The organism is Pedobacter deserti (genome assembly GCF_024436415.1).
GTDB classification, from domain to species: domain Bacteria; phylum Bacteroidota; class Bacteroidia; order Sphingobacteriales; family Sphingobacteriaceae; genus Pedobacter; species Pedobacter faecalis.
The window spans coordinates 3,138,193-3,158,966 of record NZ_JAFMZQ010000001.1 but is presented as its reverse complement, the minus strand read 5'-3'; the positions used below and the strand labels follow the sequence as shown (position 1 = coordinate 3,158,966).

The following is a 20,774-nucleotide window of genomic DNA, read 5'->3' as shown; positions in this document are numbered from 1 at the left end:
TATTATAGTTATTTATTGAATGAGACAGCGGAATTTAAGGCTAATGAACCGGCCTGGCTTTTGCAGCAGATAGTTGTCATAAACCTGTTTGTCGAATATATTTCTAACGCCAAGATTCATAGCATAGCGATTTTGCGCGAAGGCGTAACCTATGCCGGCATCCTGGACAAATTGGGTAGGAATGATCTTCTTTTCAGATTTCTGACCTAAACTTGGCCATCCCAGGAAATACTCCTGCACATAGTGGGTGTTCAGATAAACCGAGAGCTTTTGGCTGATGTGCAAAAACTCCTCAGCATTTAACCTGAATTCTGCATTGCCCATTAAGTATGGGGTATTTCGTAAACGGTCATTGAAAACAATGTTCTCTGCGCCCGAACTGGTAAACCTTAATCGGTTGCGGATATCGTTGTAAGTGAGGTTGGCAGACACCTGAAATAGGTTGCGATGCGCATATAATACATCTGCTTCCATGCCAATGGTTCTGATTTTTTCGATATTTTCATATCTGGCTGTGCCGAAAAGATCACCCTCTCCGAGCCATATTCGATCATTTGTATTCCTGAAGAAAGCCGCCAAGCTCACCGTGAATGTGTTAGCGCCAGTACCTATGCTGCTATGCACAGAGGCATTCAGATTGCTGCTGCGTTCAGGCTTTAAGTTAGGCGAATTTAAAATGGTATTTCCATTGCCTAAAAGCTCCTGAGCCTCGGGGAGCCTGGCTGTACGCTCTGCAGAAAACTTGAAATGCAGTTTATCGGTGAATGAAAACTTGCCTGCATAACCGAAACCCCAGGCGTTGTCATCAGAAGTCTGATAAAATAGTTCCTTTTGCTGCTGACCCCTGTAGTCGTATACGCTCGCCTTGGCGTCGTATCTAAAGTTCTTAACAAACAGAATGTTGGTTAGCCGCGCATCAAGTGACAGATGCTGGTAGGAAAGCCCCGTGACGTGCTTGGTCATATCCTGTGGTTGCAGGAATGGGATGGTCCATTCGGCCAGTGAGATCTCATCGCTGCCCTTGCGGGTGATCTGGTTCAACGTATAGTTGAGCTGCAACGACTGATGTTCATTAAACTGGTAAGCAAGGTTTAACCGGCCTAGGGTATTGTTGTCGGTGAATGTGTAAATGGATTTTTGGTTCCTGATGCCATTTAGTTCTCCTTGTGAAGTGCTGGAAATGACGTCCTGGTTCCAGTTGTACCGATTTGAACTTGTATCTGTGGTTGTACCGCTCAGTTCATGAAAAGCTGCGAACAGGTCAATAGTCAATCCCTTAACCAGGAAATCTCTTTTGAGATATTTAAGCGAAGGCATGAGGAAGTTTTCGCTGTATCTGGCATCCCCATAAACGAATGCCATGGTGCGCCCTGTTTGTAGCCCTCTTTCCTGATCCGAATGGGTGATTCCCAGCAGAAGCTGATCCGCCCAGGATACATTGGTAAAGCCTGTCTCCGCTTTAAGGGCATAAGCGCGGTAGTCGTCATTAAAACGTTCAAAGCGCGGGTAACCAGGAAGCGCACGGCCATCAGGACCAGCCACCTCGACCGTAGGTCCCCAAACTTTATAATTATTGTCAGAGTAATTAAAGAAAGCGTTGGTCTGCACCGTAAAGCCGCTTGTTGCAGCCCTCCATCGTCCGGAAATCGTAGACCGATAGGTGTTGAAAGAACCTGCGCTTTGTGAAAGTTCAAGGTAGTTTTTGATTTCTTTTCTGGATACCAGATGGATCGCTCCACCCAGGGCGTCGCCACCCAATTCAACAGGCACGACCCCTTTGTAAATTTCAATGCGGTCAATGGTGTTGGAGGGGAGGTTATTGATGCTGAAAGATGAACCGAAGCTTTCCATAGGTATACCATCGATAAAAAACTTCACGGCCTTGCCTGATAAACCGTTGATGGAGTAATTGTATTCTGAACCCAGCCCGCCATTTTCCTGCACGCGGATTCCGGCCAGACCGTCCATCGCCCGGTTCAAATCGATGTCCCTGTCCCTGAATTTTTTTAAATCCAGTACATCAACAGAAAAGGGTTGTAGTTTTTTGGTTTGCGCAATGTTTAAACCACTGATGTTGACCTCATTCATCTGTAAAGCCTCAGATTTTATTTTGAAGGTTAGCGCTTCTGCGTGATTTATCCGGATGCTGATCTTCTGTTGTTGGGTGAGATAGGACACATGGGATACTATAAGCAAATAATTGCCCACTGGTAAAGGGCCGAATTGAAAAATGCCACGATGGTCTGTTGAGCGGCTTACGGTATCTTTTGAAATCAAGGTCACTGAGGCGCCGCTTACAGGGTTACCTTTGAGGTCTGTCACCGTGACTTTAAGACTTCCCGAAGGAACTGATTGCGCAACCGCCCCTGTAAAATGAGCGGAAATCGTTAAGAAAAATATCAACGTGATCGATCTCATGAATCTTCAGGTTACAGGTTGAAACGTTTCTCCAATCTGGAACTGAAGGAGCGGGGCAGCCCGTCGAGAATTTCCTCTGTGGTGGCCGAGATCAGACTGTACCGCTGGTCTGTCATAGCCAGATAAGTCTGACCTTTATGGAGGCTGATGCTATCGTTTACAGTAACGGTGCAGCTAAACAATCCTGAGGCTACATGGACTTTCCGCGCTACCGGCGAGACATTCTGTACGGACACCGCTCCGCAAAATTTCAGACTCGTAGTATTAGAGATCAGTGATTGCTCAATCGTGCATTCGCTATTTGGCTGCAGGATGAACTCCAGATTGCCAACGCTTACTTTGCGCAGATACTTTCCGTTTATGTTGTCAATGGTGACCGGCCGAAGATGGCTGTTCGTTTGAAGTGCAAGAAAGATACCTGCAACCAAAGCAATGCTTGCCGCGGCAGCATATATGCTGAACTTTGATAAGCGCCTGTTTTTTCGCTCTGTTTTAGGGGTAGCGAGTAAGGTAGCACTTTCAATATGGGTCCATATCTGCCTTTTTACCTGCTCCTCGTTTTCGCCACCCGGAAAGCCTGCGTTATACCGATCGTGATCAGATTTTTTTTTCATGTATGTACTGTTGGTATAGATATGTTGCGTTGAGGACCGATAGCCCTATGTGGATTTTTAAAAAAAAATTATCTGAATATTTTCAACTTGCTTCTGATACCGCGCAATGCTCTGGTCATGTTGCCTTCAACGGCCTTTTCACTGATGTTTAAGGCCAGCGCAATGGATCTGTTGTCCAGTCCGTTTTCGCGACTCAGGGTATAAACTTCCCGGCAACGCCCGGGAAGTTGCTCAACTGCAGAATTCAAGGCCTTTTCCAGTTCCTTGTAATAGAGCAGTTGCTCAGTGCTATCTGATTGTAAATCCTGTTGGAGCAGCGTGACCATATAATTGTCCCGGACTGCCCGTTTACGGAAGTGCTCCAAGATCTTCAGGCGCATGGCCCTGTACAGATAGCTTTTCAGGGAAGTATGAATCTGTAAATCTTCCCTGCGCTCCCAAAGTGAAATGAAAATCTCCTGGATGATCTCTTTGGAAAGCTCAATATCTTTCGAATAGTGATAAGCGGCTATGTAAAGCTCTCTCCAATAGGTGTCATAGGCATTGGAAAATACCTCAGGCGTGATCTCAAGGGGAATCTTGTCAGTCAAATCTTCAAATTTTTTCGGTAAATATATTATTTAATTAGACTAATTATAAATAAATTGAGATTTTGAGGTTCTTTGGATGATCAGGCTTTTTACGCCAAACCCGCTAGTCAGCATGTACGGGGAATTGCTGACCAGTTTTGCCGAAATACCCAGCACTTCGATTGCGAGAAAGAAGCGGGTCAACTTTCAGCAACTGGTGATCCGCTATCTATATGAGCGTTTGCTGTACAGACTGCCGATCGCCTTTCACGAGTTTTTTTCCAATTGACGCAAAAGTTGCTAATGAAACTGCCGATCTCAAGGCTGATTGGATGCCTAAGGGGTCAAGTGGGCGGGACAGTACGAGGATTAGTTCAAGAGGAATGATATCTCCAGAAAATAGTCAATATTTCGGACTAGTCCCGAGCCAGATGTACCCGCATTTACCGCAGGCGGGTATATGGAAACCAGCTTTTACTGCCGGAGGAATCCCGGTCTGGAAAAGTATTATTCGAAATTTTATTGCTTTACTTAGGTATTAATTGCAACTTTGATGCATTAATTTATATGCGCATAGCCGTCAGAAGATTTTTCGCTGCTTTTTTCCTCTCGCTGGTTGTATTAGTGCAAGCTGAGCAGGGACTGCATCAGCACGCCTGTAAAGGTCATAATCATTCCAGCGAAATGGACTCTTCCTCCAACGATGTTGCTGTAAAGCTGCAAAAGGGGACGATCCGGTGTCTGGTATGTGAATTCAATCAATCTCACGGACAGGAATGTCTCCCGGACGCCGTGCAATCCGGGTTGCACTGTCCGGCAATGTTCCACGAGCAGCGCCCATGCCACCACCTGCGCCATGGTTATCAGGTGTTCCTGGGAACCTGGACCAATAAGGGGCCGCCTATCTCACGATTTTCATAACTCACGAAGGATTTTCTGTTTCACTAAAGTTTCCGGCTGCAAACTTATTGTGACCTGAAAAGGGGTATCGATTGCCGGTTACTTGCATTCCCATGCACGGCGGCTATTATTGTGTGCAATCGGAAGTTTGCTGTCGAACTAAATTATTATTCGCTATCACCATTATACAAAAAATGATTAAAATTATTTTTACCGTTTTGTTCTCATTATTCAGCCTGCAGGTAGCTTTCTGTCAGGCAGTCATTCGCGGCTCGATCGAGGACGAACTTGGCAGGCCGCTGCCTGGAATCAATATTTCGCTGAATGCTGACCGGCGAGGCACGACGGATGCTGCCGGAAAGTTCATTTTTGAAAATCTTGCGCCGGGGGAGTATATGCTGATCGCCACCGGCGTTGGCTACCAGGCTACCAAGCAAGGCATCGTCTTAAGGGATGGCCAGCATTTATCGCTGCGCCTGGTTTTGAACATCTCCAGCAGTACGCTTACTGAAGTGGTTATCAGGGGCCAGGCGCAAAGGCAGACCGGCTCACTTACCAGAGGTCCGGTCTTGCTGAAGGACATCCCTCAGCAGGTACAGCTTGTTGAGCGCGAGCTGATCAACGATCAGCAGCTCTTTCAGCTCAACGACGCCTTCAAAAACGTAGCGGGATTCACTTCCACGGACTTCTATGGAAGTTTCTCCAGCCGTGGCTACACTTCAGGCATTGGCGGAATAACCACCAATGGTATCAAGGGCAGCCCTTACCCTGAAGGCCAGCTTCCGTTGTTGGGTAACGTCGAGCGCGTAGAAGTCATCCGCGGCCCATCGGCGATTCTTTACGGACAGGGTGGAATGGGCGGCAATGTCAATCTGGTGACCAAGCAGCCCAAAAGGGAGTCCACGCTCAACGCCTCCGCCGCAGGCGGCAGCTTTGACCTTTACCGCATGCAGGCCGACGTCACTTCGTCTCTGACCAGAAGCAAGAACCTGTACTTCCTTTTTGGCGGAGGATTTCAGGACGGCGGCAGCTTTACCGACGGATTTGACCGGCGCAGCATCCAGGCCTACGGATCACTCAAATGGGATATTGCCCCGAAGACAAGCTGGCAGATAAACGCCAATTATATCCATGACGATGCCAGCAATAACTATCAGCCGCGGGTTCCCATTTATAACTCACTTAAGCCGGACAGCATCTTCCTGGCACCGCACACATTCAACCCCGGTTACAACAGTTTTTACAAGGGCAATAACCTGCAGCTTCAATCGGTGATGGAACATGCATTTTCCGAAAGGGTATCTGTGGGTGTTTTAGCAGCCTTCAATCAGAGCAGGACCGTGCGCGAGCAGTACACAGCAGCTGGATACATTCGAACGGCCGACCAGACGGTGATGAGGAGCTATACCTATCAGAAGATCAACTCGCCCGGCACAACGGTAAACCTTTACACCAATGTTAAGCAAAAGATTTGGGTAATGACGCATCAGCTTTCTGTGGGCGCTGACGCCGTCCTGAACAAAAACAAGTACCCGGAAGGCATCCGGCAGTATGCTGCTGATCCGATCAATGTATATGATCCGGTAAAAAATGAAGTGTTTGACAGCGTCGGAAAACAGGTCTATACCAATTCGCAGATGGAGCGCTTCACCTATAACACGCTGGGCGCATACATTCAGGACCATATTGAAATCGGAAGGCAGTGGAAAGTACTGGCCGGTCTGAGATATAACAATTACTTCAGGCGCTACCTGGCGGTAGATCCTGAAAGGGTTACGCTTTATAACGAGCGCCCTGAGCGTACGGAAAACTTCAGCCCCCGTCTGGGTGTCGTGTATCAGCCTCTGGCGGTACTGTCTGTATACGCGGACTACAACCAGGGTTTCTCACCCCATTACAGCAATTACTCGGAAAACGGCGGGCCGTTTGATCCCGAGACTTCCAAGCAACTGGAGCTCGGATTCAAAGGGGACTTTCTTCAGGGTAGGCTGCTACCTTTTGTCAGTCTTTACCAGAGCACACGAAGGAATGTCCTGCAGGTTGTCCCAAGACCCGGTTTGCCTCGCTGGCAGGAAGCCATAGGCGCGGTGAGAAGCCGCGGTATTGAAGCCGGGGTAAGTGGCAGCGTAACCCAGGCGCTCTTTATCAATGTCAATTATACCTTCAATAAGACCAGGATCACAGAGGCTGTGAAGCCCGAGGATATTGGGCAGCGCTTCGCCAATACCCCCGAGCACACTGCAAACGCATGGCTGCGCTATGTCCTGCCACCGTCGCTCGTGAAGGGCTTATATGTTGGTGGCGGGTTCCAGCATGTCGGCAGACGCTTTTTCAGTAATCAGAAAGTCGGTCGCACTGTCGCCGAAATGCCGGCCTATACCATATTCGATGCTATGATCGGTTACCGCTATGAAAATTATAGGCTCCAGGTCAATGGCAACAACCTGTTTGATAAGCGGTATGCCATGAGCGGAATAGCAAATTCATATACGCCGGGTATGCCGCGAAACATCCTGGTCGGTATTTCTTATGAAATTAGATAACAACATGAAAATTCAATCAATCATCATCAACGAGTGGCGCAACCTGCTCAGGGGCAATATCGCCAAGGCATTGCTGGGTGTGCTTCTTGTGCTTGCCGTCTTTGCCGTCTGGCAGTCGTACCAGCTTTTTGCAGCGTCCGACCGGTCCAGAGAAGCTGCGCAGCAACACATGCGGAGTCGTTTCCTGGAACAGGGAGAGGTAAATCCGCACAGTGCAGCGCATTATGGCCATTTTGTTTACAAGCCCGTAAGTACGCTCAGCGTATTCGACCAGGGCGTAAACCCATTCACCGGTTTATCCCTCAGGCTTGAGGGCCATAAGCAGAACGAACTTATGTTCTCTGCGGCAAACCGGTCCAGCTCACTTATCCGCTTTGGGCAACTGGACCTTGGGCTTATTCTTCAGTTATTACTGCCTCTGCTGATCATCTTTGTCTGCCATGACGCAATCTCGCGGTTGCGCGAGCAGGGCACGCTGCCGCTGATGCTCACCCAGGGAGCTACCCTCAGGAAGCTCATGTGGGGCAAGTTCCTGGCTTACTGGCTCCTTTGGTTGTCTTTCCTGGTGGTCAGTATCCTGGTACTGTGGGTTTTTTCGGCCACCTCTGCTGACGCCGACTCGGTGCTGCGCCTTTTGCTTTTATTCCTGCTCTACGGCTTGTTTTACGCGATGGTAACTGCTGGGTCGATTTACATTTCGGCCCTGAGCAGGACCTCCTCAGCAGCATTGCTGCCGCTGCTGTTTATCTGGCTGATCTGTTTTATCTTGTTGCCCAAAGGGTTGGCCAACTTGAGTGAGCAGATCCATCCGCTGACCACACGGCTCGTGCTGGATCAACGCATCAAAGAGGACAACAAAAACGGCATCAACGGTCACGATCCGCGGAATGAGCGCACAAAAAAGTTCCAGGATAGCCTTTTAAAGGTTCACCGGGTGGACTCCGCCGCACAGCTACCAGTAAACCTGGATGGCTTAACCATGCAAGCGGATGAGGAGTATCACAATAAGGTATATGACCGGCATCTGGGTAACGTCCAGCAACGCATAACAAGCCAGAACCGGATGATCGCCTGGAGCAGCCTGATCAATCCGTTTTCCGGTATTCAAAGTATGAGCATGAGCCTGGCCGGAACTGACACGTATCATCATTTCCACTTCAGTGAACGTGCCGAAGGCCACCGCCGGGAGCTGATCCGGGAGCTGAATCTTGAGCAAGCCTACGGGGGCAGCAAGACCGGTGACTGGCAGTGGAAGGTGAAAGCTGACTATTGGCAGAAGATCAGGGACTTCCATTACAGGTCTCCGGGTGTGGCCTGGGCCATCAGGCATAACGTTCCGGAACTGCTCTCGCTACTATTGTGGTGTGCCGGCCTGTTTCTGTTAATTAACCTAACTGCTAACCGTATCAAAATTGCGCGATGAAAGGAATATTTATTTATGAGTGGAAGCGGCTGCTGCGTAGCAAGGTATTGGTGGCCGCTTGGCTGACGATGCTGCTTATAGGCGCCTATGGGCTTTACTGTGGTTATGAGTTTAGAACCGACCAGGTGCGAACGGCCTATCAGATAGATACGGCCTACCGATCCCGGGTTAACGCCCAACTGGGAAAATTTCGGATCCTTGATACCGTGAGCGAGCAGGGCAAAAAGGACTATAAAAGTGCCCGTGACCCTTTCTTGAACGAGTATGCTTTGCAGGTCCCTGCGGTTAAAAGGCCGGCACCACTGCAAGCCATGGCCATTGGGCAGGCAGACAACAATATTTTTTACTACAATACCTGGATAGCACAAAGTATCTACAGCAGCAAGACTTCCGAGATCAGGAACCCCGCGAAGCTCAAAGCGGGAAACTTTGATCTTTCCTTCGTGATCATCTACCTTTTCCCTTTGCTGATTATTGCATGCACGCATGATGTGGTGGGGGAAGATCGCCAAACTGGTGCCGACAAACTCATCGTCGTTCAGGGCAGGCCGCAATGGTGGGTCAGCGCCTGGCGGATCTTCTTTCGTGCTGGGGCCGTTACTTTCCTGGCGCTCTTGCTTAGCGCAGCAGGAGCGATGCTTACAGACGCGCTGTGGACAATCGAAGCGTTGGTCTGGATGCTCGTTACGCTGATCTATCTCACTTTTTGGGCAGCCCTGTGCTTTTTCATTGTGAATCTCACACGGACTTCCTCGTTAAGTGCACTGGTGATGGTCAGCGTCTGGATACTTTTTCTATTCCTGGTTCCCTCATTGATCCATCGCGGCATGTCCAAGGCAGATCTTCATGGTGTTGAAATGGCCGAGGTGGAGCGCGAATTCTCTTACCGCGTATGGGGCATGGACCCCGATAAGTTGCGGGATACGCTGGTTATGCTGAGGCCGGCCTGGAAGAGCTACGATCTCAGCGATGAACGCGAAATCAAAACAATCAGCTACTACACCATTCTTGCCTCAAGGCTCAGCGAGGTAGGAAGCCAAAGAGATGAGCATATCCTCAGCGAAGAAGAAACACTAAGATGGTTCACTGCCATCAATCCAGGCTTTGCCGCGCAGTTCCTGTTCAACAGGCTGGGGGGCAGCGAAGCCAGTGATTTTGTCCGTTTTCGCAGAGCGGCCGCTGCATTTCAAATCGCCAGAATGGATCACGTCAATTATTACAGGTTGTCCAAAGAAGCGTTTACCCGGCAAGCTTTCGTGGGTTCGCCTGGTTTCCGAAGTCCAAAACCTCATATCCTGGCAAGCCAGTGGATGGCGGGCCTTTCGCCGTTACTGCTCCTGAGCGCGGGATTTATCGTTCTCGGTATCTATGTTTCTGAAAAAACCAGTCGATCAACTAAATAGAAAAACACATGTCAATTATATTAGAAGCTATAGACCTTAGCAAAACTTACCATCAGCACCATGCTTTAAATAAGCTTAATTTATGTGTCCGGGCTGGCGAAATCTATTGCCTGCTGGGACAAAACGGTGCAGGAAAAACAACGACCATTAATTTGTTTCTTGGACTCATCGATCCCACGGAAGGTGTTGCCAGGATTAATAACATTGAAGTGCATGAGAAGCCGGAGGTTGCCCGGGCACATCTGGCCTATATCCCTGAAGTTGTACAACTCTACGGCAATTTATCTGCCGTGGAGAATCTTGATTTCTTCAGCCGCCTTGCCGGGATAAGGCATTCTGGACCGCAATTGACAGATTTGCTTCACCGCGCTGGCTTGCAGTCTGAAGCTCACCATAAACATTTGAAATTGTATTCTAAAGGGATGCGGCAGAAGGTCGGCATTGCGATCGCACTGGCCAAAAATGCCAAAGCAATTCTGATGGACGAACCGACCAGTGGCCTTGACCCCAAGGCCTCGGCTGAATTCACGCAGCTATGCAAGGAACTGGCGTCCGAAGGCCGGGCGATTCTCATGGCTACTCATGATATTTTTGGGGCGGTCAACCTTGGTACCACGATTGGAATCATGCGCCAGGGACAACTCGTGCACCAGTTGCCTACCAGCCAAATTACAGCGGATGGTTTGCAACAATTGTATATGGAGACGATTTAGTGCTAACTGAATGAAAATGCATCCACAATGACATTGAAGTTGGCAACCGTTTTTTTCCTGGCATTTTTTTTTTTAGTATGAAGCGCTAAAATCAGAAACCAACTCACTTTGAGCTTCGCGTCTTAGGTTCGCATCATAACATCACGAAGGTCAGATCGACAGTTGATTCGTTTTAAATCACGACGATTGCAGGGAAGTCTGGTGAGCACCTGACTGGTTGCAGATTAGTTTATTTGACGCTCCCTCAGCCCGTCAAAGAACTAGGACGGCCAGGAAGGTGCTCATTTTTTTGGATAGTCGGAAAACGCCTTTATGTTTGCGCAGATACAACCGAAAAAGCGTATATGTGGATATATGTGAAAAAGGTCATAGCTCCTCCAATAAATGACATGTAGCGTTCGGACCGATCAATCCAGTTGAAGAAGAAACATGCCTTCAGCACTCACAAGGCGGTACTTTTTAGTATTTGTCACAAATCATGACCGGCTACCGCCGCTTACCCTGAAATTTGTCACCATTCTCACGTTCGATGGGTTTCCCGGCGTCACAAATAACGGTGGGAGATACCTGTTTTCATTTTCTCCCTTGTGAGAAGGCACTGCTCTACGATTTATCAAAAGCCTCAAATGGGATGATCTGAAGGGGCCAGGGAGCGTGTTTTTTTTTATTAATGGGCACCAAGTTAGCCGCAAGGCCTCAGGGCGCAAAAATTGTTCGGCATAAACCCTCCGGCTTTTGCGCTCTTGTCCATTTATTCCGCTGCATTTTTTGCTTGCTCGGCCTACGGCTGGGGAACGCGCAATTAATCAAATTTTTCAATTTAAAAATGTAACTGATGAAAGCGCAGAAAGTAAATCCAATGTTCCAGGTTTCCGAAATTCAGGTATCGTACAGGCCAAATTATAAGGCTGGCGACAGACCAAAAATATCTCAATCGAGGGATGCTTATCAGGTATTTATGGCGTATTGGGATAAGGATTTGATCAGTTTGCAGGAGCAGTGTTTCATGCTGGTCTTAAATAGGGCTAACCGTGTGATTGGGATTAAGGAAATATCTTGTGGTGGTTATTCGGGTACGGTAGTTGATCCTAAGGTGGTGTTCGGTATTGCGTTGAAATGCGCGGCATCTTCGGTGATCATTGCGCATAACCATCCATCTGAGAATCTTAGACCGAGCGATGGAGATATTGCTATTACTAAGAAGTTGGTAGTAGCTGGTAAGGCTTTGGAGTTGCCGTTGCTGGACCATCTGATTGTTTCGCTGGATCAGTTCTTTTCGTTTGGTGATGAGGGATTAATCTAGATATACAAAGTTCTTCTAATTTCCAGAAACTAAAATTATCTTAGCCTTAGAATTAATCGCCATGGCTAAACAGAAAGCAGTACCTCCCGAAACAATGGAAGAGGGGTTGGAAATTTTGAAGACCAGAATTTCAAATTGGAAAAATAATCCAGGCAATACAACTTTGAGCTTAAAGGGGCTAAAACTTGATCACATCCCTGATGAAGTTTTCGAACTTAAAGGAATACGGTTTCTGTCGATTGGGATGAATCCAATCTCGTCATTACCTGAAAGATTTAAGGAGCTGACAAACCTTCGGCACTTTAACGCTACCCGATGCCTGTTTAAGGAGATTCCGCCGATTTTATTTGAACTGCGTGAATTGGAATTAATTAATTTGACAGGCAACCAGATTGAGACCATTCCGGATGAAATCGAGCAGCTATCAAATTTAAAAACCTTAACAATTGGATCTAATAAGATTTCGGCCGTACCAGAATCAATTACCAGAGTTACGGCACTGACATCGATAGACCTTGCAAATAATCAAATCAAAAATCTCCCAGGCGGAATGATTGATCTATTCAATTTGCGGACCCTGGTATTAACTGGAAATCCGATACAGCTTTTGGAAGGCAATAAAAAAATCAACGTTACGGGCAAAAATGCAGTAGTTCCAGTTCTAAGACATTTTATGAGCTTGTCGAGAAGAAGCACGAATGATTCTGGGAAATTTCATAGCCATTTTGAATTTGCAAAGGAGCTTAAAACTGCATTCTTTCAGTACTTGATTTATTTTAACTCGTTTGTCGAAAAAACAAAGGGTAAAGTTTTTGACCTTGAGGTTTCGAGTGACGATACCGGCCTTACAATAAGCGGCCAGGTAACCGATAAAGAATTTATCCAGATATATTTAATTGAATTTGTCGGTTTTATCAAAGAAAAAGTCGAATTAATCGATCCTGTCTTTGAAAGGTCGTTGACATCAAACGAAAGAGAACTTGTGATGATTGAATTAAGAAACCAAGTTCGCCATTTAAGTTCTCAAATTGAATTGAGAAATCTCGAAAATAAGATGTTAACTGGTGAAGTCAACAGACTCATGCGAATAATTGAGTTTGATAAGAGCCATCCTCAGCCCATATTGATCAACGCCGTCTCAAACTCGAATTCAACTGCTACGGCCAGCGCAAATTTGGATCTCAAAATCGCTATTCCTGATCTGCAAAACATTCTCTTTGAATTGAAAAACGCATTAGATTCCACTCTGAGCAATGTTCAAAAAGAAGAGTTAAATGCTATTGATGCAGAGCTACTATCAATTGATGAAAATGCTGATGCAACAACTGTCAATAAAACTCCATTTAAACGATTGCGACGCATTCTTGATCAAATTAATAATCCGGAATCAGAATGGTCTAAAGCTTTGTCTGGTACAAAAAAGGGCGTGGAGTTGTTGCAAGTACTTGGCAGAAAATACAACATAGTCGCCCCTTGGCTTGCGCTTCCTAGTATACCAGATCTTCTTGTAGGAAAAGATAAATAGATTTGCTATCAGTCTGTTTCTCCCACATGGGATTTTCGCAGCTTTGTCGTTGGCAACTTTGGCTGAACGTAATTTATTGAGCCATGAGCAACTACAGAAATCCCCACATCAAAGAAAACGAAAGGCGGTACAACTTTGTCCCGCACCTGAAGTTTAAAAGAGTAAAGGTTATATCAAGGGGCAGGATCCGGCAACAGCTTCGCGCCAGCCTGTCACCGGAGGAAATAATAGCTGGTCGGAACCTCTATTCAGTCATTTAGTAACTCTTTTCAAGTAGTTAAAACGTTCAGAACGGCAGTGTCTTAACGAGCTCGTTTTTAGTCCGCGTGGACTAAGCAAAGATGTATTTTCGTATACGAAAATCACTTTGCTGTCCTAGTGGCCAGGGGCTTTGCTTCGGAACTCGCAAATCCTGAACGTGGATGAATATCAATCATATGCCCAGAAAAAAAGCAAAAGATCAAGACCAGCTGCTGTCTAACCCGATCATCATTCGGGTGACCAAAGCGGTATTTGATAAGCTGGAAGCTAAAAGAAAAGAAAGCGACTGCGGCACGATAGGCGAGGTGGCCAGGAAGATTCTGTCCGATCGGCCCATCAAATGCTTTTACAAGGACGTTACGCTAAACCCGGTGATGGAGGAGCTTGCCCAGATACGAAAGGAACTCAAAGCCATTGGCGTCAACATCAACCAGATCACCCGCAGTTTCAATCAGGACAAAGCCGAAAGGCATAGGACGTATTACGTAATGCAGGTTGCAGACCTATACAGGAAAGTTGATGCTAAGGTAGATCTCCTGCTTTCAATAATTACGCTGCTGGCAGAGAGATGGTTGCAAAAATAATAACCGGCAAAAGTATCAGAGGTATGCTGCATTACAATGAAAATAAGGTCGCCAAAGGCGAGGCCAGCTTGATTCTGGCCAGTGGCTTTGCGGCGGATATAGACGGCTTGGACTTTAACCAGAAGCTGCAAAGGTTCAGGCATCTGACAGAACTCAAGCCAAGCGTAAAGACCAATGCTGTGCACGTTTCGCTGAACTTCCACAGCAGCGAGCACCTGAATGATTTCATGCTTCAGCAAATCGCTGGCGATTATATGTGTAAGATCGGTTTCGGGGATCAACCCTTTTTGGTATACCGGCATGATGATGCCGCACACCAGCATCTCCATATTACGACCACTAACATTACGGCAAGCGGCGAGCGCATAGACCTGCACAATATCGGCCGGCAGTTTTCGGAACCGGCAAGGAAGGCCATTGAGATTCAGTTCAATTTGGTTCAGGCGGAAAGTGCCAGGCAAAAGGTGCAGGCGCCCATTAAAAAGGCTGACTTCAAACAGGCCAGATATGGAAAACTTCCTACCAAGCGGGCGATGAGTAACGTAATCACGGCGGTAAGCAGGGATTACGCTTTTACTTCTCTTGCCGAGTACAATGCTGCACTGAAATGTTTTAATGTGGTGGCCCTGCGCGGTAAGGAAGGTTCCGAAATGTTCCATAAAAAAGGGCTGATCTATTCGCTTACCGATGCCGAGGGAAGCCCTGTAGGCGTACCGATCAAATCCAGCGCCTTTTATTGTAGAGCGACACTGAGGAATCTGGAAAAGAAGTTCGAAAAGAACAACCAGCGGCGGAGAGGCTTAAAGCCCGGAATAAAGGCACGGCTGGATCAAACCTTGCAACGCACCCCCCGAATGAGCCAAAAGAAGTTCGAGCAGCTGCTGGCAGATCAGGGGATTGAGGCAGTCTTTCGCAGGAATGCGGAAGGCCGGGTCTTTGGTATCACCTTCGTGGATCACGCTAGAAAGGCTGTCTTCAATGGCAGCGACCTGGGAAAGGCTTACAGCGCCCAGGCCATCGCTTCACGATTCATCCAGGAGCAGGGCGTGACCGCGAGGATAACAAACACGCTGATGGAAGGCGTTCGTCACATCCCTCATGCTGACCTGGCTCGACCAGCGCAGTCTGGAGACACAGGTATACTGGCGACGCTGCTGAAATCAGCACATTTTCAGGAAGGGATCGCAGTACCTAAACGCAAAAGGAAGCGCAGAAAATCTGCGGGTAAATCACATGAACTTAATCTATAAATATGGATACCGGAGAAGACAAGCAAGCACTTAGAAAAATCCTTGACCTGACCAGGATGATCAGTATCGCAATATTAGCCATCCACCTCTACATCATATGTTACCAGGCATTCAGTGCTTGGACACTGGTTTCCGAAATCTCAGACCGCCTGGCCAGCAATATGTACCGGCTGCCGGTCTTTCAGGGGTTATGGAAAGCAAAGCTTGCGGCACTTTTATGTCTGTTGATCTCGTTAATTGGGACCAAAGGGAAGAAGAATGAAAAAGCGAGATACAAGCCCGCTCTTTTACAGCTTGCCTGTGGGCTGGTGATTTACCTGTTGGCATTTCTGACCTTATACATGCCTTTTTCGATAAACCTGGTTGCCTGCGGATATATGATTACGACTACTACGGGCTATCTGCTCGTTTTATCCGGAGGTGTGCGCCTGAGCAGACTGATCAGGCTTAAGTTGAATAAGGATATCTTCAACCGGGATAGCGAGACCTTTCCGCAGGAAGAACGCCTGCTGGCAAACGAGTATTCCATCAACCTCCCTGCAAAGTATAACCTGAAGGGTAAAATAAAGGACAGCTGGATCAACGTGCTCAATCCGTTCAGGGGACTGCTGATCGCCGGAACGCCCGGTGCGGGTAAATCGTATTTTGTGGTTCGACACATTATTGACCAGCATATCAAAAAGGGCTTTTCTATGTTCCTGTATGATTTCAAGTTTGACGACCTGTCCCGGCTGGCATATAACAAGCTGCTGAAGTACTGCAGCAATTACCCGGTGAAGCCCAAGTTCTATGTGATCAGCCTGGATGAAATTTACCACCGGGCCAATCCGCTGGATCCGGGAAGTATGGAGGACATTACTGATGCAGCCGAATCGGCGCGGACGATTATGCTGGGATTAAACCGTGACTGGATTAAAAAACAGGGTGATTTCTTTGTGGAAAGCGCGGTTAATTTTGTGACGGCGGTAATATGGTATTTGCGTAAATACAGGGACGGTAGATACTGCACGCTGCCCCACGTGATTGAATTGATTCAACTGGATTATGAAAGGCTGTTCGCAGTCTTGAAGACGGAGAAAGAGATCCAGGCGCTGATCAGCCCTTTTGTGTCCGCACTGGAACAGGGAGCGGCTGCTCAGTTAGAAGGTCAGATCGCTTCGGCCAAGATTGGCCTGGCAAGGCTGGCTTCTCCGCAACTCTACTACGTGTTAACAGGGAATGATTTCACGCTGGACATCAATAATCCAAAAGCACCTAAGATCATTTGCGTCGGCAACAACCCTCAGAAGCTGCAAACTTACGGTGCAGTGTTGTCGTTGTACATCTCCAGGATGGTCAAGCTGGTCAACCGTAAAGGGCAGCTCAAAAGCAGTCTGATCTTTGATGAGTTTCCGACGATCTTTTTGAACAATATGGATAGCCTGATCGCTACAGCCAGAAGCAATAAGGTGAGTACGACGCTTGCCGTACAGGATTTCAGTCAGTTGAGTAAAGATTACGGATCGGATCAAAGCAAAGTCATTACAGGGATTGTCGGCAATATCATTTCCGGTCAGGTAACCGGCGAAACGGCCAAACGGCTTTCAGAAACCTTCGGAAAGATTATGCAGGACCGGGAATCGGTGAGCATTAACAGTTCCGACGTGTCTGTATCTAAAAGCAAGCAATTGGACTTCGCGATCCCGCCAGCAAGGATTTCAAGTCTGTCTTCGGGCGAATTTGTCGGGATGGTTGCTGATAATCCGGACCAAAGGATCGAACTGAAGATGTTTCATGCAGAAATCCAGAATGACCATGATGGAATTGCACAAGAGGCGGCGGGATTTGAAAGCATTCCAAAACCACAAAAAGCTACTTCTGACGATGTCCACGAGAACTATTTGCGGGTGAGACGGGAGATACAGGACATCGTGGAAAACGAACTTGTTTCTATCTCTAAGGCAAAAGATGCTGCAGCGGTTAAGCGCAAAAAAACAAAAACACCGAAGGGAAATAATTCTTCTAGGAAGCCTCCCAAGGAGGGCTCGGAGCAAAGATCGATATCCTATTAGACGTCCGCAGGTGCTCTGCCAAGACACTATTTGAAAGATAGCCTATAGCGGGCCTGGGCAGCGCCGCCCGGTTATCTCTAGATTCTCAGATTCGACATATCTTTTGCACGATCTATTGTCTATGCTGCACTAGGTTTCTTGTCGGCAGCTGAGCTGGTCTGGTAGCTTTCCTGATGGTTATTATGGTAGATCATGCTTCGTTTCATGTTTTATTTGAAGTTGCGGAATTATTTTTTAAATGCTTGAAATGATATGGATGAAGGCGATCTGAATTTATTTAAATAGCTGCAAAATAGCGGTTTGTGATTATTGTTGTACAGGATTTTTTGTCATTTTCGGCGTCATGAATCCTAAAAATTACCATTTTGATCCCACGTTATTGATCAGGACTCCCGCAAAGCCACTCTCGGAATTTAGCCTTGGTCACTTAGGTAGACAGTTGCTCGATAAGGAGTTTCAACAGGCACTACATCTCGCCAGTCCAGATCTGTTTACTGCCCTGCGCAAGCTTAATTTCAGGTTTGAAAAGCTGACCCCAAAATTAGGATTGGCGGTATACCGCTATTATAACAGAATGTCATTCCGGTCCACACCCTTTGGTGCCTTCGCATCAGTAGGAGTAACCAAATGGTCTGATCGTCCCACATCGCTCTGCCGTCTCGGACCAGCGGAGGTTTTTAGTTTTCCGGACTTTGCCCGCAAGTATAATCGCGGTGCGTTTAACCCGGGTCATATGATATATGCTAATCCAACACTTTATGTGGTAGGAGATCACTTCCGTTTTCTATTCAGACGTGAGCGAGATGGTGAAAGGACTTCGTTCCGGATAGTGTCTATTTTCAAAAGCCGGCCGCTGGAGCGCTTGTTGAACATTGCACAGGCGCCTGTGCACCGTGAAAAGCTGATTGAATTCCTTACGGAAGACTTGCAGCAAAAGGATTCGTCTCTTCTGGTTGACCAACTGCTCAATGCACAGGTGTTATTGTTCGATCAAGGATTTAGGGTAACCGGTGAATTTCGAAAGCAGCGTTTACCAGAAACCGGCATTTCTCAAACGTATGCTATTGCGTTTCATCAGCAGCAAGGTTCTCTGAATTCAAAATATCAAAAGGATATCTATGACGCCATTCATGCACTCAAGTGTATGATTCCCCTTCCTGAGGACCCAATGGATGATTTTAAGAAGAAGTTTTACCAAAAATTTGAGCTTGCAGAAGTTCCGCTAATGAAAGCTTTGGATCCCCAACTTGGCGTCGACTACCTCCAGGCCGGACGGGCTTTGGATCAGCATTATGCAAGAGCAGGGGCGGACTCGGGCTCAAAATTCGGGGGTGATCACTGGTCGTCGCTTAGTTCTACGATCCTCCAGCGGATGATGACGAGTGCACAGCGGCAACAGGTAGTTGCCCTTAACGAAGAGGACCTCGCGGCGTTCCCGGACAAAGATGGCTCACTAACTGATCCGCCTTCAATTTCGGTAATGTTTCGTATAACCGCAGATCAGCAACTTCTCCTTGAATATGCTGGGGGCAGCAGTGCGATCAATCTTGCAGGCAGATTTTCACATCACTCCGGCATTCGTTCAGCGCTGAAGCAAATCACCTCCATCGAGCAAAGTACCAATAGCGAGGTAATTTTTGCGGAAATTGTATTCGCGGGAAGCCGTAGCACGGATGCCATCAACAGCCGGGGGCATCTGCGGGATTACGAGATACCGGTTCTATCAGCATCAAGCTTACCCGAGGATCAAGTTATCCATTTGAATGACCTTTTTGTGCGACTGGTAGGAGACAGACTGGTTTTGCGGTCTAAGCGGCTTAACCGCACTGTTATACCCCGGCTTGCCAGTGCTTATAATTACCGGCTGAGCAATCTGAGCATTTTCCGGTTCCTGGCTGACCTTCAGCATCAGGGGCTCCGGAGCTATCTCCATTTTGATCCCGAACATGTTGTCCCCGGGCTAAGCTTTTATCCGAGGATCGTTTTTAACAACGTAATACTTTCGCCGGCAAAATGGATCTTGAATGATCGTTTGCTGGGGACGTTTACGGATACTGAAAATGGTCGTGCAGAATTCAGGAAGATAGCACAGAATAACGGGATGTCAAAGCTGTTTGCGATGAATTCTGGGGATCAGTTCCTTGTATTTGATTTGGGTTGTGATTTATCTCTAAGCTACTTTTTTCGGCTTATCGGCGGGCAGAGAAAAATTGTCCTTCAGGAATACTTCGAGCCCAACGATCAAGACGGCGTAAGAAGCCCGGACGATCAACAGTACGCGAGTCAATTTCTGGCCTTTCTAATCAACAAAGAACCGGTTTATAAGAAGGGGGATTCCACCAGGCCGCAAACACTCGATTTCAAAGGATATTTGCCCGGTGAAGATTGGTTATACTATAAACTTTACGGTCATCCAAAGACTATCTATATGCTCCTCGCAGACCCCGGCTTCCAGGAGATGCTCGAGCGATTATCAGTCAATAAGCAAATTTCAACCTGGTTTTTCATTTGGTATGCAGATCCGCAGGATCACCTCCGAATTAGATTTAAATGTCTCGAAAAGCATCTCAGCCATGTGCATAACTGTGTTACCCGCTGGATCAGACAGTATCTAGAGTCCGGGCTGCTCTCCGATTTCCTGATCGGTACCTACCGGCCGGAAGTCCATCGGTATGGGTTCGCTGGGATGGGCCAGGTTGAATCGGTATTTTGTCGCAGTAGCCGGCTGGTGTTGAATGTGATTAAACGAAAGTTTCAAATTGCTGAGTTATATGCTTCCGCCGTTTCCTCGGTTCTGATGATTTGCTCGGCATTTCTTCCGGATGCACAACGACTACTGGGTTTTGTCCGAAACGCGCTTCTGAACATCAATTTTACCAAAACCGAACGGATCGACCTTGATCGTTATTACCGGGATCACAAATCTGAGTTTATCGAAATCCCACGGAAAATTGGGGCTATCCATGGAATGCAGGAATTATCTGACAGTTGCACTGCGATTGCTGCTAAGGCAGCCGTACGTCAACAGCCACAATACGACACCCTAATATTGGACCTGATACATATGCATGTCAACAGGCTCAGTGTAGTCATCGGTGAGGATATTGAAAAGAAAGTATATTACTGGTTACTAAAGTACTGCCTGACCAAACTGCATAGTCAGAAATCGTCTATGCTGGAATGATGGCTGTTCCATCACTTTTTTAGCTCATGATAA

Annotated in this window: 15 protein-coding genes; 12 read left to right on the top strand and 3 right to left on the bottom strand. The window is 47.3% G+C overall.

The window, feature by feature from the left end; all coding sequences use genetic code 11:
• Positions 1 to 12: 12 nt before the first annotated feature.
• From J3P40_RS14295 to J3P40_RS14285, 3 genes are all read right to left on the bottom strand, one after another.
• Positions 13 to 2,418, bottom strand: a complete 2,406-nt coding sequence (locus tag J3P40_RS14295) for a TonB-dependent receptor (RefSeq protein ID WP_256006845.1) — start codon at positions 2,416 to 2,418, stop codon at positions 13 to 15.
• Positions 2,419 to 2,429: 11 nt separating this feature from the next.
• Entirely contained in the window at positions 2,430 to 3,032 is a 603-nt protein-coding gene (locus J3P40_RS14290; protein WP_256006843.1) for a hypothetical protein, read from the bottom strand.
• Between the two features lie 68 nt (positions 3,033 to 3,100).
• Positions 3,101 to 3,622 (bottom strand): RNA polymerase sigma-70 factor, encoded by a 522-nt coding sequence (locus J3P40_RS14285; protein WP_256006841.1) that lies wholly within the window; start codon positions 3,620 to 3,622, stop codon positions 3,101 to 3,103.
• Positions 3,623 to 3,698: 76 nt separating this feature from the next.
• On the opposite strand from J3P40_RS14285, the gene J3P40_RS14280 reads away from it, so the two are divergent.
• The 12 genes from J3P40_RS14280 (at position 3,699) to J3P40_RS14225 (ending at position 20,741) form a co-directional block, all read left to right on the top strand.
• Complete coding sequence (locus J3P40_RS14280; protein ID WP_256006840.1) at positions 3,699 to 3,890, top strand: hypothetical protein; 192 nt, start codon at positions 3,699 to 3,701, stop codon at positions 3,888 to 3,890.
• 805 nt (positions 3,891 to 4,695) lie between these two features.
• Positions 4,696 to 7,044 (top strand): TonB-dependent receptor, encoded by a 2,349-nt coding sequence (locus J3P40_RS14275; RefSeq protein ID WP_256006838.1) that lies wholly within the window; start codon positions 4,696 to 4,698, stop codon positions 7,042 to 7,044.
• 4 nt (positions 7,045 to 7,048) lie between these two features.
• Positions 7,049 to 8,467: an ABC transporter permease gene (locus tag J3P40_RS14270; RefSeq protein WP_256006837.1), complete on the top strand. Its 1,419-nt coding sequence runs from the start codon at positions 7,049 to 7,051 to the stop codon at positions 8,465 to 8,467.
• Positions 8,464 to 9,870 (top strand): ABC transporter permease, encoded by a 1,407-nt coding sequence (locus J3P40_RS14265; protein WP_256006836.1) that lies wholly within the window; start codon positions 8,464 to 8,466, stop codon positions 9,868 to 9,870. Before J3P40_RS14270 ends, J3P40_RS14265 begins: the two co-directional genes overlap by 4 nt.
• Positions 9,871 to 9,878: 8 nt before the next feature.
• Positions 9,879 to 10,583 (top strand): ABC transporter ATP-binding protein, encoded by a 705-nt coding sequence (locus J3P40_RS14260; RefSeq protein ID WP_256006835.1) that lies wholly within the window; start codon positions 9,879 to 9,881, stop codon positions 10,581 to 10,583.
• An 835-nt stretch (positions 10,584 to 11,418) separates the two neighbouring features.
• Positions 11,419 to 11,886 (top strand): JAB domain-containing protein, encoded by a 468-nt coding sequence (locus J3P40_RS14255; RefSeq protein ID WP_256006833.1) that lies wholly within the window; start codon positions 11,419 to 11,421, stop codon positions 11,884 to 11,886.
• Between the two features lie 61 nt (positions 11,887 to 11,947).
• Positions 11,948 to 13,411: a leucine-rich repeat domain-containing protein gene (locus J3P40_RS14250; RefSeq protein WP_256006831.1), complete on the top strand. Its 1,464-nt coding sequence runs from the start codon at positions 11,948 to 11,950 to the stop codon at positions 13,409 to 13,411.
• A gap of 83 nt (positions 13,412 to 13,494) precedes the next feature.
• Positions 13,495 to 13,671 carry a hypothetical protein gene (locus J3P40_RS14245; protein WP_256006830.1) on the top strand — a complete coding sequence of 59 codons (177 nt, stop codon included), beginning with the start codon at positions 13,495 to 13,497 and terminating at the stop codon, positions 13,669 to 13,671.
• A gap of 177 nt (positions 13,672 to 13,848) precedes the next feature.
• On the top strand, positions 13,849 to 14,256 hold the full coding sequence (locus tag J3P40_RS14240) for a plasmid mobilization relaxosome protein MobC (protein WP_256006829.1): 408 nt from the start codon (positions 13,849 to 13,851) through the stop codon (positions 14,254 to 14,256).
• A gap of 23 nt (positions 14,257 to 14,279) precedes the next feature.
• Positions 14,280 to 15,506 carry a relaxase/mobilization nuclease domain-containing protein gene (locus J3P40_RS14235; RefSeq protein WP_256006828.1) on the top strand — a complete coding sequence of 409 codons (1,227 nt, stop codon included), beginning with the start codon at positions 14,280 to 14,282 and terminating at the stop codon, positions 15,504 to 15,506.
• A gap of 2 nt (positions 15,507 to 15,508) precedes the next feature.
• Entirely contained in the window at positions 15,509 to 17,557 is a 2,049-nt protein-coding gene (gene mobC, locus J3P40_RS14230) for a conjugal transfer protein MobC (protein ID WP_256006827.1), read from the top strand.
• A gap of 343 nt (positions 17,558 to 17,900) precedes the next feature.
• Positions 17,901 to 20,741, top strand: coding sequence for a lantibiotic dehydratase (locus J3P40_RS14225; RefSeq protein WP_256006826.1), 2,841 nt, complete (start codon positions 17,901 to 17,903; stop codon positions 20,739 to 20,741).
• Positions 20,742 to 20,774: the final 33 nt, after the last annotated feature.